The sequence below is a fragment of the Lysinibacillus sp. NPDC097162 genome (genome assembly GCF_044762185.1).
Lineage (GTDB): Bacteria > Bacillota > Bacilli > Bacillales_A > Planococcaceae > Lysinibacillus.
Genome location: NZ_JBIWDT010000009.1, coordinates 1 through 18,926 on the forward strand (window position 1 = coordinate 1; position 18,926 = coordinate 18,926).

Consider the following 18,926-nt stretch of genomic DNA (forward strand, 5'->3'; position numbering starts at 1 on the left):
ACTCTCCATAAAAGAAATTTGATTAGCTCAAATTGTTTTGCTGGCATCAATTTTGATGTCCAAAATTTTGTTTCGTTCACTAACGAAGTTAGCTACTAAAAACTATATTGATTACGTTTTGCTTGTTCAGTTTTCAAGGTTCATTTCGTTGCACTTTGTTTTCAGCAACTTTTATATAATAACATTTTCGATATTCTTTGTCAACAACTTTTTTGAGATGTTATTCTCTTTTCAGAAGCGACAACTTTTATATCTTATCACTCCAAAGTGTTAATGTCAACACTTTTTTATGATGTTATTTAAAGCTTGTAGTACTTATTGTTGAGTCGTCTTAGCGACAAGTAATAATTTATCACGATTCTACAATCTCTGCAAGTGTTTTTCTACAAAAAATATTAATTTATAAAAAAAACTTCATTAGTAAGCTATTAATAGTATCATTGTTTTTTAAGTTTACATGAGAACCTTCCTATATATAGGTTTTTGTATATTTGTATTTTACATACACGTTGGAACCTCGTTTACCTCGTATGCTAATAAGGACAGCTACACAATATATAAAGGATATTTTCGTAATATATTTTGAATATCTTTTATCGTTAATATTACTTCCTCATTTTTTCTAGAACGTGTTCGTATAAAAAAATCCCACCATCACGTAGCTATTCCCATACCAATTTCGATTTTCCTTCTACTGATATAGCCATTCTTTCTTTTGCGTCTATTACTTTTTTCAAACATTTGCTGTTTGCTGTCCACTGTGGCATAACGAAAACCACAGCAGACAGCATATATTCAGATCACCAATGTCTAACGTCTGAAATTCAGCAAAACATAAAATTTAAAACGGAAAGAAGAATGGAACTGCTAGCATCATTACAATAAACATAACAACTTGTAACGGTACGCCAATCTTTACAAAATCCATAAATTTATAGCCACCCGCCGTCATAACAAGTGCGTTGGTTGGGGAGGCAATTGGCGTGGCAAACGCCATACTCGCTGCAACAGCTACACCAATCATAAATGTTGTGGGATTTGCATCCATTGCAATCGCTGCATTCATAGCAATTGGCGCAAACAGAACAGCAGTTGCCGTATTACTAATAAATTGGCCAAAAATTACTGTTAATATATATATCCCTATCAGCACCCCATATGGACCATAGCTACCGAGAGCATCAATAATACCATCTGATAAAATAACCATTCCGCCTGTTTTCTCTAGTGCGGTTGCCATTGGAAGCATCGCCGCGACGAGCACAATACTTTCAAAATTTATATTACTATACGCATCTTCCATATTTCGCAAACAGCCCGTTATAATCATCAAAACCGCTCCTATCATAACGGAAATCACAGCCGGAAAAACTTCAAACGCCATTAATCCAACCATCAATAACATAATCGCACCCGCTATACCAGCCTTACCAGTAGCTGCCGCAACACTCGCATGCTCCTTCGGCTGACCAACTACAACAACATCCTGCGTCTCTCTAGCAAGCACTAATATTTCATCCCATGCACCTTGCACTAAAATGGCATCCCCAAATTTCAACTTATGCTTAACCATATCCTGTAGCTTATAGCCACCTCTATGGTTAATACCAATAATATTGAGATTATACTTTTCACGGAATCCAAGTGAACTTACTGTTTCATTAATGAAACTAGAATTTGGTGTTAATAAGACCTCCGCAATACCAAGGTGCTTTGTTACTAATTCATCTGCCTCATTCTCTGTTAATTCCTGCATCACTAAGCCATAATCTGCAGCCAAGCAAGCAATATCCTCTTCCTCACCTTGTACATAGAGTTCATCTAAGGCATGTATAACACTTGTTGGACCAGCCATTTCTTGATAAGTCATAGGGAGTAAATTGATACCATCCTGTGATTTACGTTGAATTTTCATCATACAGAGCGCGTATTTTGCAGGAAGCTTTAATTCTGCTAGTGATATACCGATAATGGTAGAATCTTCAGGCACAAACATTTTAAACAGTCGATTGTTTAAATCATATTGTTTAACAATTTTCTTTGGTGAGAGCTTGTAACCAGAAGATGTTTGTGTTTTATTTTTATCATGTGGTAGCAATATATTGCGCACGAGCACCAAATATAAAATCCCTGCAATCATCCCAACAATGCCAATGGGTGTTACCTCAAAAAACCCTAGCTTCTGATAGCCACGATCGACCAAAAGCTGACTGACAATTAAATTTGGTGGAGATGCAATTAACGTCATTAACCCCGATAGACTAGCTACATAAGAAAGTGGTAGCAAAAACTTTGAAGGACTTTCTTTCATACTAATTGCAATACTCACAACAATAGGCATCATTAAGGCGACTGTCCCCGTATTACTCATAAAGGCACCTACAGAGCCCACAATAATGAGCAATAATACAAATAGCTTTAACTCACTATTCCCCGACCATTTCATTAATAATTGTCCAGCCATTGCCGCAAGCCCTGTACGCAATATACCCGCGCCAACAACAAAAAGTCCCGCGATCATAAGAACAACTGAATTTGAAAAGCCTGCTAAAGCTTCCGCAGGTGTTAAAATATCAGCGATAACAAATGCGAGAAGTGACACGATAGCAACAAAATCAGCGCGCACTCGATTTGTCATAAATGCAAAAATCGTCATTCCTAAAATAAGAAATGTTAATGTAAGCTGCACGTTAAACATTCCCTTCTATCTATAGTAACAACTATATTCTATACGAAAAAAAGCATAAATAACGGATCTCCCCCTATTTATGCTTTTTCTGTAATATTTAATTTGTAAATAAATGCACAATTACTATTAATATCGCATCCAATACCTTTGTTACTATAAAAGAATGCCCTCACGTACTACGACTTGCCCTTTTTTAATAACAGTATGCGTATGATTCATGCCGTAAAAATATTGTAGTTGCTTGTAATTAGCAACGTCCAATATGATGACGTCAGCTTGCTTCCCTGCTTCAAGTGTCCCAATTTCATGACCTCTGTTAAGTGCACAAGCAGCATTAATCGTCGTAGCAGTTAACACTTCCTCTAGTGTCAAACCCATATGCATACAAGCTAAATTCATAATAAATGGCAAACTCATTGTCGGAGATGAACCCGGATTAAAGTCTGTTGATATAGCTACAGGTACCCCTTCATCAATCATCAAACGCCCTCTCGCAAATGGCGCGCGCAAGAAGAAGGCAGTTCCAGGTAGCAATACCGCAATCGTACCAGCTGTAGCCATGTTTTGAATTCCTTCATCAGAGGCTACTAACAAATGCTCCGCCGAGATGGCTCCCACTTCAGCGGCTAACTCCGCTCCATTATAAGGCTCTATTTCGTCAGCATGTATTTTCGGTGTCAGCCCAAGCGCTTTGCCAGCCTCTAAAATACGTCGGGATTGCAGTGGAGTAAATACCCCGTTTTCACAAAATACATCGTTAAATTCTGCGAGCTTTAGTTCTGCCACTTTTGGCAACATATGATGAATAACAACATCGACAAATTCATCTTCGCGACCTTTAAAATCGCGCGGCACCGCATGTGCACCCATAAAGGTACTGATGACGTCTACAGCATGTGTGTCTTGTAGCTTTTTCGCTACCTCCAATTGTTTCTTTTCCGTTTCCCAATCTAAACCGTAGCCCGATTTTGCCTCAACGGTTGTCACACCATGCTTTAAAAATACATCTAAATGTTGCATCGTCTTTTCATATAACACTTCAAAACTTGTTTCTCGTGTACGCTTTGTCGTAGCATGAATGCCGCCACCAGCATTCATAATGTCCATATAAGTGGAACCATTAAGTCGCATATTGAATTCCTGCTCACGTGTACCACCATGTACTAAATGCGTATGACAATCCACTAAACCAGGCATCACAATCTTCCCAGTGGCATCAATAACATCCGCTACCTCTACTAAATGTGGGAAATCTATTGCTAACTGCTCATAAGACCCAACAGCGACTATACGATTTTCTTGCAACAGCACACTGGCATTTTCTATTACTGCGATATCTCGCATTTGTTCTTTTATCCGAGGACCTTGTACTGTGTTTTTTAACGTAATGACTTCATTCGCATTTTTAATCAAAATGGTCATTTCACATCATCCTTTAACATCGGCATGCGGACACCTTTGTTCTTTGCCGTATTAATAGCAATTTCATAGCCTGCATCAGCATGGCGCACAATGCCCATTCCTGGGTCGGAAATCAACACGCGTGCAATTTTCTCAGCTGCTAGCGTTGAGCCATCTGCCACTAACACTTGACCTGCGTGCTGAGAATAACCCATTCCTACGCCTCCGCCATGGTGGACACTAACCCAGCTTGCTCCACTCGCCGTATTGACAAGTGCATTTAAAATCGGCCAATCTGATACAGCGTCTGAGCCATCAAGCATTCCTTCTGTTTCACGATTTGGCGATGCCACAGAGCCAGAATCTAAATGGTCGCGACCAAAAACAATTGGTGCAGATAACTCACCATTCGCTACCATTTCATTGACCTTCAATGCAAAGCGATGACGATCACCGTAGCCTAACCAGCAAATACGAGCAGGTAGCCCTTGCCATTTCACCATTTTTTGCGCCATATCAATCCAATTGACAAGCCCTTCGTCTTCCGCAAACATTTCTTTTGCTAAAGCATCTGTTTTATAAATATCCTCTGGGTTTCCAGAAAGGGCTGCCCAACGGAATGGTCCCTTACCCTCACAAAACAGAGGACGAATATATGCTGGCACAAAGCCTGGGAAGTCAAAGGCATTCGTGACACCCATCTCTTTCGCATAAGCACGGATGTTATTACCGTAATCAAATACTTCTGCACCAGCCTGTTGAAATTCAAGCATTGTACGAACATGCTCTGCCATCGTTTCTTTTGCCTTTTGCTCATATGTTTTAACATCATTTTTGCGTAATTCTAACGCTTCTTCAAAGGTCATGCCATTCGGTACATAACCATTAATCGGGTCATGTGCAGATGTTTGGTCTGTCACAAAATCCGGAATAATCCCTCGATTCAATAGCTCCCGATTAATATCTGCGCAGTTGCCGACAAGACCAATAGACGCAGGCTCTTGCTGATCACGTAATTTATTGACTAACGCAATTGCCTCATCTACTGTCTCAACAAGATAATCACAGTATCCTTCTTTTATTTTGCGTTCTATGCGCGCACGTTCCACCTCAACGACTAAAATGACTGCACCAGCCATTTTCCCAGCTAAAGGCTGTGCACCACTCATGCCGCCCATACCACCAGTAAGAATGAATTTACCACGTAAATCAGCAGTCCCAAACACTTTCTTCCCAGCCTCTACAAACGATAAATATGTTCCTTGTAAAATCCCTTGAGCACCAATATAAATCCAGCTACCAGCTGTCATTTGACCATACATCATTAAATCACGGTCTTCTAGCTCGTAGAAATGCTCCCAATTCGACCATGCAGGCACTAAGTTTGAATTGGCTATTAAGACGCGTGGTGCATGTTCATGTGTACGGAAGACAGCTACTGGCTTTCCTGATTGAATAAGAAGAGTTTCATCATTCTCTAATTCTTTTAAAGAGGCTATGATTTGTTCGTAGCTTTGCCAGTTCCGTGCTGCTTTACCTATGCCTCCATATACGATGAGCTCATCAGGATTTTCCGCAACTTCAGGATCCAGATTATTCATCAGCATGCGCATTGCCGCCTCTTGTGTCCATCCTTTACAAGAGAGCACTGTTCCCCTTGGTGCACGAATCGTTGTTGGTGTTTTCATACTGCCATCCCCTTTGCTTTTATTTTGCTAACATTACTAAATCATCACTTGCCAATAAGTACTTCGCTAATGCTTCAATTTCATCGCCGATAGGTTGATCTGCTAATAATGGTGGACAGAATTCACGTACTTTTTCTAAATACGACCTTGTTGTCGGAGATAATTGCTCCTCTGCCTTGTCTAAATGAATAGCTTGCGAAGCACAAATCATTTCTATCGCAATCACCCGTGCAGCATTGTGTACAATTTGTCGCACTTGTCGAGCGGATGTTGTTCCCATGCTGACATGGTCTTCCTGATTCCCTGATGTAGGAATAGAATCCACGCTCGAAGGATGTGCCAGCACCTTATTTTCGGATACAATCGAAGCAGCCGTATATTGTGCAATCATAAGCCCACATTCAAGACCTGGATTTGTTGCTAAAAATGGTGGTAAACCATCATTAAGCTGAGGATTAACCATACGCTCTGTGCGTCGTTCCGATATATTAGCCCATTCACTAACCCCAACTTTTAAAAAGTCCATCGCTAACGCTATTGGCTGGCCATGAAAATGACCTCCCGATACAACTTCTCCATTTTCTAAAACGATAGGATTGTCTGTTGTAGCATTCATTTCCGTTTGCACACGTTGCTCGGCATAGAAAAATGACTGCCAAGAAGCACCATGTACTTGTGGAATGCATCGAAGCGAATATGCATCCTGCATCCGAACTTCTCCCTGCTTCGTCACACGTTTACTACCATCAAGCCATTTTCGAATACGCCCACCTACAAGCTCTAATTCTGGATGTGGTCTTACAGCTAAAAGTGCAGGATCAAATGCATTGGTAATACCTTTTAACGCCTCTAACGACAGACTCGCTGCCATATCTGCGGCAAGCCCAATACGCTCTGCTTCATTCAATGTCAAAGCACCAATTCCTGTCATTGCTTGCGTACCATTTACAAGTGCTAAACCTTCCTTCGCTTGTAGTCTTACAGCTGATAGGCCTGCTCTTTGTAACGCGACACCACCCGTCATAAGCTCCCCGTTGAACTCAGCTTTCCCTTCACCTACAAGCACTAAAGCTAAATGTGATAACGGTGCTAAATCCCCACTTGCTCCAACCGACCCCTGCGATGGAACGATTGGATGTACACCTTTATTGATGCAGTCTAGTAATAGTTGCAATGTTTCTTGTCGAATACCTGAAAAGCCACGTGCTAATGCATTTGCACGTAAAATCATCATCGCACGCACAACTTCAGTTGGAAGTGGCTCTCCAACACCTGTTGCATCCGAGCGCAATAAATTCAACTGTAATAACTCAATATCCGATTCTTCAATTTGTATATTACTTAGTTTGCCAAAGCCTGTATTAACGCCATAGATTACATGCCCTTCAGCTAAACGTTTTTCAATCCGTTCCCTACTTAATTGAACACGTTTCGTACTTTCAGCACATAGTGCAACCGTAGCCTGACCTCTCACGATTTCCTCAACCTGTTGTCTCGTTAACGTATTGCCATCAAGTTCGATGATTTTTTGCATACGATATCCCCCTATTCTTAACAGCATATGTAAATTAAAGCGTAAAAAAAAATAGAATTTCTCTATATCCATTGTACAAACTACCTTTTTCAGAAAATATAGAATTTTAAAAGAGAAAACAGGAATTATTTCGGATTTTTATGTTATTTTTATTAATATAATCGTAATAATTTACGAAACTAGAATATTTTACGAAAGGCTGATTCCATGCGACTGTTACTAATTGATCGAGATCTCACAGAACTGTCAGGCATACGATGGTTTTTACATACATACTTTCCTGGAGATTTATCAATTGAGATGTGTTCTACTATTTCCGAGGCCACAAAGAGCATCCAACAATTTGCCCCAGAGGTCATTTTATTAAATATTGATTTGCTGCCTAATAACCGTTTAACAGCTCTTTATGGACTTTTACAAAAGCACCCTGGCAAAATACTCGCCATAACGACAGAGCCATTATTTAAAAACGCATTAAAAGCAATTGATTTACAGGTGGCGCATCTTTTTGTAAAACCAATTGATTTAGAAGTGTTGAAGCAGAAACTCACTGCTATTTCTCTTCATACACCTCAAATACAAAAAGTGATTCCTGATGCTAAAGACGAATCTTTTTACTATCAATTATTTTTAGAAAGTACAACAAGCTCATTAACAACAAATATTCAGTTCACAATGATTGAACCTGAGCATTCAGAAACATTAAATAAATTGTTCATATGGCTCCAACAAACACCTATTTTTTATCAAATGAGCATTTATCCATTATCAGATACAATTATCTGCTTGTTTCAAACAAGCGATTTAAAAATTATTGAAAAGGATATTCGTACATTACTAAAAGAATGGCAAATGACTAATAATGGTGCTCTAAATATAGGGATTTATGATGGTAAGCCAACAACTTTAAAAGATATGTATGCTTTAACAAAACGCGCCCTTCTTCAAAGTTTTTACGAAGGCTTTGGCCATATTTTTTATGCAACTAAACAATATCAAACACAGCCCTTAGATCCTTTACTCACACCAGAGGAACAACAGTTACTTATTAAGAGTTTAGAGGAAGGAAATATCGAGGCAGTAAAAGCATTTTTATATCGATTATCAAATGGAAGTATTTATTACGAACAAGATGATTTACGCATTCATCTAACAAGTGTATTAGCACAAATTCGCCGCTTTATGTTGAAATATAAACTTCATGAGAAAGCCGCGATTGAACAAAACTATCGTCAGCTTTTTCATTTAATTATTGAACACCCGATTTTCTATACAATTCTCAATGGCATTATTTTATTCACACAAAGACTTATTGAATTGGCAAGAGAGGCTCGAATGGAGAAAAAAGCAGACTATGTAGAATTAGCTTTAGATATAATTGACCATCAATACCATGACAGCGAACTATCTTTACCTTTTATCGCCCAAAAGTTAGGTATTAGTCCCAATTATTTAAGTACTATATTTGCAAAGAAGCAAGGCCAGCCGTTTAAACGCTATTTACAACAGGTTCGTATTCAAAATTCGACCAAAATGCTTATTGAAACAGATTTTGCTATTAGTGAAATCGCACTTTTAAATGGCTTTGATGATCCAAATTATTTTAGTAAATTATTTAAACAGCTAATAGGGACTACACCTAATCGCTATCGAAAAGGTTGGAAGATCTAATGAGAGTGCATTCTATATGATTTTCAATTAGACCGTTCTATTTTCAATATAAATAGTAAAACAAAAGAAATTACTATACTTCACACAGGTTAATACTTATATAATAGTAAATCTCAATTTCCTTCGAAACGACTGAAAACACTATATAAATAGTGAAAACAACCTGAAAAACTATGTATATTTTTTGAAAAACACGCATATATTTATACTTTATATCTTGCGAGATAAATTCTTTAACAATAATTATTATAATGTACTAGAAATTCTATTTTATATTTGTTATAGTTATTTACGAGGAGTTTGACTCACAATATTTTTCAGGAGGTAAACTAATATGACAAACGCAAATGATCGTAGCCGTCGTTTTACAACAGCAGGTGGTGCTCCAGTAGTAAGCAACCACGACTCTATGTCAGCAGGTCCTCGTGGTCCTCTTTTACTTCAAGATGTATGGTTAATTGAAAAATTAGCAAACTTCAACCGTGAAGTTATACCTGAACGTCGTATGCACGCAAAAGGTTCTGGAGCTTTCGGCACATTTACTGTTACGCATGATATTTCTCAATATACGAAAGCAAAAATCTTCTCTGAGATTGGGAAGCAAACGCCAATGTTCGCTCGTTTCTCAACTGTAGCGGGGGAACGCGGAGCTGCAGATGCAGAGCGCGATATTCGTGGTTTTGCACTTAAATTCTATACTGAAGAAGGTAACTGGGACTTAGTTGGTAACAACACACCTGTATTCTTCTTCCGTGATCCGTTACACTTCACAGATTTAAACCATGTAGTTAAGCGTGATCCACGTACAAATATGAAAAACGCAAATTCTAACTGGGATTTCTGGACTTTATTACCTGAAGCGTTACACCAAATTACAATTGTTATGTCTGACCGTGGTATTCCAACAGGCTACCGCAATATGCATGGTTTCGGTTCACACACATATAGCTTTATCAATGCTCAAAACGAGCGTGTATGGGTGAAATTCCACTTCCGCACAGAACAAGGCATTAAAAACCTAACTGGTGCCGAAGCAGCTGAAATTATCGGTAAAGACCGTGAATCATCACAACGTGACTTATATGAAGCAATTGAAAAAGGCGATTTCCCTAAATGGAAAATGTACATTCAAGTCATGACAGAACAACAAGCTCGTGAATTACCATATAACCCATTCGATTTAACAAAAGTTTGGTATAAAAAAGATTTCCCGCTAATTCCAGTTGGTGAATTCGAGTTAAATAAAAACCCTGATAACTACTTTGCAGAAGTAGAACAATCATCGTTTGCACCATCTAACATTGTGCCTGGTATCAGCTACTCTCCAGACAAAATGTTACAAGCACGTATTTTTGCTTACGCAGATGCAGCTCGCTATCGCTTAGGCGTAAACCACCACATGCTACCTGTAAACGCACCAAAATGCCCATTCCGTTCATTCCACCGCGATGGCGCTATGCGTTTTGATGGTAACCTTGGTTCTACTTTAAGTTATGAACCAAACAGCTATGGTGAATGGGAGCACAATTTAGACTATAAAGAGCCACCATTACGTATTGATGGTCATGCAGATATCCACGACTTCCGTGAAGATGACAATAACTACTTCGAGCAACCAGGTAAATTATTCCGTCTTTTATCTGCAGAAGAACAACAACGCTTATTCGAAAATACAGCAAACGATATGGCTACTGTTGAAGAATTCATTAAACGTCGTCACATCCTACACTGCTATCTAGCTGATCCTGCATACGGTGAAGGTGTAGCAAAAGCGATGGGTCTTTCATTAGATGGAATGAATCTTTCAAACCCATATGTAAAACAAGAAGTAAAACCAGAAGTAAAACAAGTAGCAAACATTTAATATTCCACTTTATTGATATCCAATATTGCTTGCCGTCACTGGCAAGTAGACAAAAGGTAGCGAGAATTAACTTCTCGATGCCTTTTGTCATTTTTACTCCGTTTAATTGCTAGTTCCTTTGAGTTTTCCCAATAAGCTTTATAACAAGCAGCTATAATGGAAGACTATCTTACATATTTTAATCTTCCTTCGTTCTAAAGCTTTCTCATCTGTCACAAAAACAGATACTGTAATATTCCGTTTACTATTCAGTTGATTGGAGCCAAGTGCCACCACTCGTTCTGGAAGGTATCTCCCCCACTCACTGATAATGTAACACAGTGGAATTCAACGATTAAATTCACCTATAGTTATTGTCTTTTTGATTCGTAAATCCCCCATTGTCATATAGGTGTTTTTATTAACATTTATATCTATCGATCAATTCCACAATTTCATATTATTTTCATACTCTAAATAACGATAAGATATCCTGACATTGTTGCGTACGAATACAACAAAACTGGAATGGAGGAAAAGAACGATGTCTATCAGAAAAAAACTCTATATTGGATTTGGTACAATTATTCTTTTACTACTAATTATCTGCTCAATATCCTACTACCAACTGAATAACATCGATAAATTGAATAAAGAATTATTTGAAAACCGTGTTAATAAACTTATACAAGTCGATAAAATCCTTATCGCTGCTGCTTTGCAAGGAAACTATCTTCGTTCATATATGCTTGAACCAGATAACGTAACAATACAAAAGCTCGAGGAGCAAGAACAAATAATCCAAGCTAAAATAACAGAGCTGGACAAAATGTTTACTAGCCAAACGACACAACAGCAAATGGACATTATTAAAACGAACCAAGCCATTTTTGAAAATGCAGCACAAGAGATTATCAATACATATAGCCCAGATGATGTACAATCTGCTATCAATATTCTTAGAGCAAGAGCACATCCTGCAAGAGAGGCAATTCAACAAGCAATTCACGAGATTGCCATTTATGAAGAGGAGCAAATACAACTAGCCCGTGCAGAGTCGTCAAGAGCAGAATCTGTAAGCTCGAATATCATCCTAATCCTCGCTGCTACTTCTATTATTCTCTCCTTTATAATTACGTTCATTATGACAAGAGTGATTACAATTCCCGTTAATAAATTAGCCACAGCAGCAAATGTAATTGCTAGCGGCGATCTACGACAGGAAGATGTAGAAGTAAAAACAAAAGATGAAATTCGAAATTTGGCTGATTCATTTAATGTCATGAAAACTAATTTGCGCTCACTTATTGATAATGTCGCAAATAATATTGAGTACACGACTTCTAGCTCTGAAGAATTATCGGCAAGTACAGAGGAAGTTTCTCTTACTTCTAGCGATATTGCAAAACGTATAGAAATCATGGCAGAGGACGGTAACCAAGCTGTAGTTACTGGACAGGATACCTCTACCGCTATGGACGAAACAGCTCGTGGTGTCCAACGCATCGCTGAAGCTACACAAATGCTACATTCAAAGGCAATTGATACACAAACTGTTGCCGATAACGGCGAAAAAATGTTGCAAACGACTGAAAATCAGATGATGGTCATTCAGCAATCATCAGATAAGACAAACGAACTCATTAAACAGTTAAGTTCACAATCGGCTGAAATTGAAAATATCACGAAAGTTATTACCGATATTACCGATCAAACCAACCTACTTGCACTTAATGCAGCCATCGAAGCTGCACGTGCAGGCGAACACGGACAAGGCTTTGCAGTCGTTGCTGATGAGGTACGTCAGCTAGCTGAAGAGTCAAAAATATCCGCCAACCAAATTATTAATTTAACTACAAATATTCAGCAAAACACAAGAGAAGTAGAAAAAGCTGTGAGCGTCACAGTACAAAAAGTTGATGAAGGCGTTACATACATTCATAATGCACAAACTGCCTTTAATGAAATAATGGACGCAATTGAACATATGGCATCTGAAATTGAAGACGTTTCAGCTTCCACACAGCAAATTTCTGCCGCTACTGAAGAGGTTGCTGCATCGGTCAATGAAATGTCATCTGTGGCAAAAAATGCAGCACAGCAATCCGAATTGATAGCTGCGGCAATTGAAGAGCAAACATCAATTATTCAAGAGGTTAACGCTGTTGCAAAATCATTAAGTGATGAGGCAACAACCCTTCAAGATGAGATAAATAAATTTAAAATTTAATAGCCAGCCAAAAAAAGAAAAAGTGTTAGATTGACAGCAATCAATCTAACACTTTTTTGCTATGCACATTTTTATGACTACGGAGGACACTTTCCACTCTTCACACTGTAAGCTACAACTCGCTTGTGAGTGGTTCATTGCGTTTTATGTTCTGTGCAGGACCGCATCCACTACCATTAACTATTGCGCTCTTGTTCCATTTTATTTATTACTAAAGTGAAAACTTTAACGCCTCTGTTCTTTATCATTGATACAGTCTGCTACCAGTATCTTTGAACTCTTTTGCCTTTTCCTGCATCCCTTGATGGATTGCTTCTGTCGTATTTAAATCTTTTTCTTTAGCATAGTTCCGAATATCTTGAGAAATTCTCATACTGCAAAACTTAGGACCACACATCGAGCAAAAATGTGCCGTTTTTGCTCCTTCTGCTGGTAAAGTCTCATCGTGATATTCTACAGCTCGCTCTGGATCTAACGATAAATTAAATTGATCGCGCCAACGAAACTCAAAGCGAGCCTTTGAAAGAGCGTCATCTCGCTGCTGTGCACCAGGATGACCTTTAGCTAAATCCGCTGCATGTGCCGCAATTTTATATGTGATAACACCTACACGAACATCTTCTCGATTTGGTAACCCTAAATGCTCCTTCGGTGTTACATAGCACAGCATCGCTGTTCCAAACCAGCCAATCATTGCAGCCCCAATTGCTGATGTAATGTGATCATAGCCAGGAGCAATATCCGTCGTTAGAGGACCCAATGTATAAAATGGCGCTTCTTTACAAACTTCTAATTGCTTGTCCATATTTTCCTTAATAAGATGCATTGGCACGTGCCCAGGTCCCTCTACCATCACTTGTACATCGTGCTTCCAAGCAATTTGCGTTAACTCCCCTAGCGTTTCAAGCTCTGCGAACTGCGCCTCGTCATTGGCATCTGCAATTGAGCCAGGTCGTAATCCATCCCCTAACGAAAAGGCAACATCATACGTTTTCATAATTTCGCAAATTTCTTCAAAATGAGTATATAAGAAATTTTCTTGATGATGGAATAGACACCACTGTGCCATAATTGAACCTCCACGCGAAACAATACCCGTTACACGATTAGCTGTAAGCGGTACATAGCGCAGCAATACACCTGCGTGAATCGTGAAGTAATCAACCCCTTGTTCAGCTTGCTCGATTAGCGTGTCACGATACACCTCCCACGTTAAATCCTCAGCAACGCCATTTACCTTTTCAAGCGCCTGATAAATTGGCACTGTTCCAACAGGCACAGCAGCATTACGGATAATCCATTCGCGAGTTGTATGAATGTGCTTACCAGTAGATAAATCCATAATATTATCAGCACCCCATCGTGTTGCCCATGTCATTTTTTCAACTTCCTCAGCGATGGATGAAGTAACAGCTGAATTTCCAATATTGGCGTTAATTTTCACGTGGAAGTTACGGCCGATAATCATCGGTTCCGCCTCAGGATGATTTATATTAGATGGCATTATAGCACGCCCTGCCGCAATTTCTGCACGTACAAATTCTGGTTTTAAATTTTCGCGAATCGCTACAAATTCCATTTCTGGCGTAATAATTCCTTGTCTTGCATAATGAAGCTGTGTCACATTACAGCCTTTTTTCGCACGTAAAGGTTTGCGAGAAAGCTTTGGAAAAACATTTTCCTTTATGCGCGGGTCATCCGCGTTGCGGAATCCATTATCCTCGGGCTTAATGGTACGTCCCTCGTATTCCTCTACATCGCTCCGTTCTTTAATCCACTCACGACGCAAAGCTGGTAAACCTTTTGTAATATCGACTTTGTAAGTTGGATCTGTATAAGGGCCACTCGTATCATAAACTCGTATAGGTGCGTTATTCTCTTCACCAAAGCTACCCGTTGTGGGGCTTAGCTTAATTTCACGCATTGGCACTAATATATCTGGACGTGATCCTTCTACATATACTTTTTTACTTCCGTCAAAGCTTGTCATAATGTTCATGTTTTTTTCGCTAACTGTTGTCATTTACTATTCCGCTCCCTTTTACGTAAATTATTAAAAGGACCGAATCTAGCCCACTCCAACAAGTAGCATTACAAATAAAAAGCCGAATCCAAAAAAATATTGGATCCGGCTGTACATGTAAGGTTACATTTATCGCAAAGTTCAAGGAGTGCGAAGTTCATTAACTTTCCCACGCTGGTATGAGCCAGATCAGGTCCAAAGGGTCAAGAAACCTCAATGCGTTTCCCTCTCAGCCCGACTCATCGGACTCCCCTAGTTAAGCTATTCAGTTTGATGCTAGTGTAACAGATATTCCTAATAGATGGAAGCCATTAAGTAAATAGTATTTCTGCCATATAAATTACGATTGTCACAGTAATACAGCTTACAATTGTTGAAAAAAGCACCGTTTGTGCAGCGGTTTCTGACCCTAAATCATATTCTAGAGCTAGACTCGAGCTATTACGTGAAGTTGGAAATGCACTCGCAATAAAGAGCGATTGGGCCACAACGCCATCTAAGCTGAGGGCAAAAATGATAAGCAATGCAACAGCTGGACCTACTACAAGTCGTGTAAAACAGCTGACAAACACAGTTCTATTGAACATTGATTTAATTTCAAGCTGAGATAGTTGCGCACCGAGCGTAATAAGAGCAACAGCGATAAACCCATCAGCAACGTGGTCAATTGGAATACGGATAAATTGGGGAATGCCAATATTAAAGAAATTCATTGCCACACCGATAATGAGCGCATGAATAATCGGCATTTTCAGGAAGTCCTTCACAATGGCCATACCTGATTTAGTTGAAGAAATTAAATTATATAATCCATATGTATAGGTCGTTACATTTTGAAAAATAACGAGAATAACTTGAATGGCCACCCCAATTGGTTGTGTCACAAAAATCATTTGTGCCACCGGAATGCCATAGTTACCAGAGTTAATGAGTACAACACTATTTTTAAATACCGCTGCCTCTGTTTTCTTTAAACCTAGCCCCTTCGCTATAAAATGACTAAGCACCATTTGACTCCCAATAAAGAGCACAATAAATAATGCCACTTCACCGAGCACCGATAGTTCCACGCTCGTTTCATATAAATTTACAAATACCGCTGCTGGCATAAAACAATATGTAATAAGCTGGGATAGCGCTTTTAAATTAAATTGAAATTTCCTCTGTAAAAACGCCCCAAGTACAAGTAACACTAAAATAGGCGCAACAATTTTAAAGAAAATCATACCGAGATACATCATGGAGGCGCCCCCCTTTCATCTTTCTATAGTAAAACTGTTCCCAAACTGGGTCAATGCCCTCTCAGCTCTACCGTTTACATAAAAAGAGACTGTCCTTGGAAAAGGACAGTCTCAACGTGTCTACAAAAGCATCAAGAAGTTTTACCGGCGGTTTCTCAAAGGTTATCGGCGGTTTCCGAGGGTGTATCGGCGATTCCTCCACGTTTATCGGCGATTTCCGAGGGTTTATCGGCGATTTCGGAAGGTTTACTGGCGATTACCTCGGGATATTCACTTTGCTTTGTAGAAAATTCAATAGCTTAATTATGCAAGTTTAAATCGATTCACGACTTCTTGTAGCTCTTTAGAGATTTGGTTCATATTGTTAATTGATTCTGCAACCTTTTGCATTTCTGCCTGTTGATCCACAGCAGATGCACTTACTTGTTCAGCAGAAGCTGCAGTTTCCTCTGAAACGGCAGAAATACTTTGAATCGCTGTAACTGCCTGATCTTTTTGCTCTAACATTTGGGAAAGATTTGACAAGAGGTCATTAATTGCCGTTGCAATAGAATGAGAAAGCTCATTATTATCTTTAAAAGCAAGCTCTGTATTTTGCACTGATTCATTTTGAGCTTGCATCAAATCAGCATTAGAAGCAATAACGGACACCGTTTGCTTCGCGTCTTCTAGAATGCTAGTTACCGTTTTCTTAATCACTTCTGTTTCGTTTTTAGACTGTTCCGCTAGTTTACGAACTTCTTCCGCTACTACTGCAAAGCCTTTTCCATGCTCTCCTGCACGAGCAGCCTCAATACTTGCATTTAACGCTAGTAGGTTGGTTTGCTCCGTTACTCCTTGAATGGATACAATAATTTGGTTGATGTTTCTGATGTTGCTAGATAAAGATTCCATCTGACTTTGAATGCGTACATTCATTTCATTTGTTTCAGCATTTCGATCACGTAAGCTTTCAACTTCTTTCATGCCCTGCTCTGTAGAAGCTTTTGTTTTCATTGACAGCTCATCCATTTGTTTGGAAAGCATTGTAATGGCGTCAATTTGATCGGACAAATCAATCATTCGATAATTTGTTTCCTCCGTATCCTCTGATTGTTTCGAAGCACCTTGCGCAATTTCATTGATAGCTACAGATACTTCTTGATTTGATGCGACAATTTCATTAAATGCTTCATTGACATCATCTGATGATTGATTAAGTAATGTTGAAGAATTTAATACCGTATGGATGGCATCATTCGTTTTGTCCAGCATATTGTTATAGGCTACTGCAACAGCACCAATTTCATCTGATTTTATAAATTTTTCATCTATTTTTTTAGTTAAATCGCCTTCAGCCGCCGTTTCAATGGATGCACGTAAAACTTTCAAAGGCTTTAACTGTTTAAAGATAAACATCGCACTGGCAGCAGCCATTAAAACTACCATAATGATTGCAGCTACAATCGTAAAGATGAGAACTTTATTATACGTTTCTAATATTTTAGATTTAGGTAAAACTAACTGCACTGACCATACTTCGTCAATGTTTTCTAACATCATTGGAGCAAAAGCATTGAATGATTCTTCTCCAAGCTGCTTAGAGTCAACATACAGACTATCTAGCACCCCATTGTCCATGGATTGTTTAACACTTGTCCAATCAATAGCATCCTGCATATTCGTCCCGTCTAGCTTTTCGTTAATACTATTTACTGTTAACATACCTTGATTTGTAATAATTCCTGCATAACCACCATCAGGAGTAATGGATTCAGCTAATCCCTTTAAAAAATCAACAGATAAATCTGCTGTTAATACGCCAAAATTTTTACCTGAGGCATTAACTAGCGGTACTGCAATTGTCGTCATCGATATCGTTTTACCACTCACGCTATAATCGTACGGCTCTGTTAGCACAGCACGACCTTCTTCTGTTGGTATACGATACCAATCAGCCGCATCCGTTTTGTCAATTCCCTCTATAGCATTAGTAGAAGTCTTATTTCCATCTTTAGTTAAATAAGGTATGAAGCGATTATTTTGATCTATTAATGCAGTGTCGATAGTTGGGCCAACTTTTATAGCGCCATTTTCAAGGACGGCACCTACACCAAGTAAATCCTCATTTTTCATTAAATTAGTTTCCAGTATATCCATTACACTTTCTGTTGAAAGCTCGTCATTTTTTTGCATTGCTTCAACAATACGTTTTGTCGTTTGTAATGTATCATTGGCTTTCTTAAACCGTTCGCTCATCTTCGCAGCAGATAATTCCGCGTTTTGAAGCGTTGCGTTTTCTGAATCATTGACACTCTGATTATGTAGAATAACACTTGTTACCAATGTATAAGCGATAAATAACACTAAAAATAATCCTAAAATTAAAGAAGATAGTTTTAAAGCAATACTTTTTGGTTTTTTCATTACAAACACCTCCATTTTTATAAAATAATCATAATGTATGGACCTATGTATCACAACAATAAATAATCTAATTTTACCAAGTCAAATAAAATTTTCTAATAAAAATGCCTGATTTTTAGACAACAAATTGATACCAACACCCATTTTTACTAAAATTTGTAATATATATGTGAGTTAAACAACTATAGGCATTAGAAATA

The 18,926-nt window shown here is 38.6% G+C and carries 10 protein-coding genes and 1 riboswitch; of the genes, 3 read left to right on the forward strand and 7 right to left on the reverse strand.

All coding sequences use genetic code 11. From position 1 onward, the window contains the following. Window positions 1–841 precede the first annotated feature (841 nt). From ACIQXW_RS22420 to hutH, 4 genes are all read right to left on the reverse strand, one after another. On the reverse strand, window positions 842–2,698 hold the full coding sequence (locus tag ACIQXW_RS22420; protein ID WP_340821322.1) for an SLC13 family permease: 1,857 nt from the start codon (window positions 2,696–2,698) through the stop codon (window positions 842–844). A gap of 144 nt (window positions 2,699–2,842) precedes the next feature. Beyond that, window positions 2,843–4,111 carry an imidazolonepropionase gene (gene hutI / locus ACIQXW_RS22425; RefSeq protein WP_402765676.1) on the reverse strand — a complete coding sequence of 423 codons (1,269 nt, stop codon included), beginning with the start codon at window positions 4,109–4,111 and terminating at the stop codon, window positions 2,843–2,845. After that, window positions 4,108–5,778, reverse strand: a complete 1,671-nt coding sequence (gene hutU / locus ACIQXW_RS22430; RefSeq protein WP_340821324.1) for a urocanate hydratase — start codon at window positions 5,776–5,778, stop codon at window positions 4,108–4,110. The genes hutI and hutU overlap by 4 nt, the downstream gene beginning before the upstream one ends. A gap of 19 nt (window positions 5,779–5,797) precedes the next feature. Then, window positions 5,798–7,312, reverse strand: coding sequence for a histidine ammonia-lyase (gene hutH / locus ACIQXW_RS22435; RefSeq protein WP_402765680.1), 1,515 nt, complete (start codon window positions 7,310–7,312; stop codon window positions 5,798–5,800). Window positions 7,313–7,519: 207 nt separating this feature from the next. On the opposite strand from hutH, the gene ACIQXW_RS22440 reads away from it, so the two are divergent. The 3 genes from ACIQXW_RS22440 to ACIQXW_RS22450 all read left to right on the forward strand — a co-directional run bounded on the left by ACIQXW_RS22440 (window position 7,520) and on the right by ACIQXW_RS22450 (window position 13,056). Next, window positions 7,520–8,983, forward strand: a complete 1,464-nt coding sequence (locus ACIQXW_RS22440) for a helix-turn-helix domain-containing protein (protein WP_402765683.1) — start codon at window positions 7,520–7,522, stop codon at window positions 8,981–8,983. 334 nt (window positions 8,984–9,317) lie between these two features. Continuing rightward, the gene (locus ACIQXW_RS22445) at window positions 9,318–10,847 is read left to right on the forward strand and encodes a catalase (protein ID WP_340821327.1); all 1,530 of its coding nucleotides are present in this window, start codon (window positions 9,318–9,320) and stop codon (window positions 10,845–10,847) included. Between the two features lie 523 nt (window positions 10,848–11,370). Further along, window positions 11,371–13,056: a methyl-accepting chemotaxis protein gene (locus ACIQXW_RS22450; RefSeq protein WP_402765686.1), complete on the forward strand. Its 1,686-nt coding sequence runs from the start codon at window positions 11,371–11,373 to the stop codon at window positions 13,054–13,056. Window positions 13,057–13,300: 244 nt separating this feature from the next. Here the strand turns inward: ACIQXW_RS22450 and thiC are convergent, their stop codons facing one another. The 3 genes from thiC to ACIQXW_RS22465 form a co-directional block, all read right to left on the reverse strand. Further along, entirely contained in the window at window positions 13,301–15,079 is a 1,779-nt protein-coding gene (gene thiC / locus ACIQXW_RS22455) for a phosphomethylpyrimidine synthase ThiC (RefSeq protein WP_402765689.1), read from the reverse strand. A 149-nt stretch (window positions 15,080–15,228) separates the two neighbouring features. Then, a riboswitch (TPP riboswitch) is annotated at window positions 15,229–15,343 on the reverse strand. A 47-nt stretch (window positions 15,344–15,390) separates the two neighbouring features. Beyond that, window positions 15,391–16,320: an AEC family transporter gene (locus ACIQXW_RS22460; protein ID WP_402765692.1), complete on the reverse strand. Its 930-nt coding sequence runs from the start codon at window positions 16,318–16,320 to the stop codon at window positions 15,391–15,393. Window positions 16,321–16,623: 303 nt separating this feature from the next. Then, window positions 16,624–18,726, reverse strand: a complete 2,103-nt coding sequence (locus tag ACIQXW_RS22465; protein ID WP_402765695.1) for a methyl-accepting chemotaxis protein — start codon at window positions 18,724–18,726, stop codon at window positions 16,624–16,626. Window positions 18,727–18,926 lie beyond the last annotated feature (200 nt).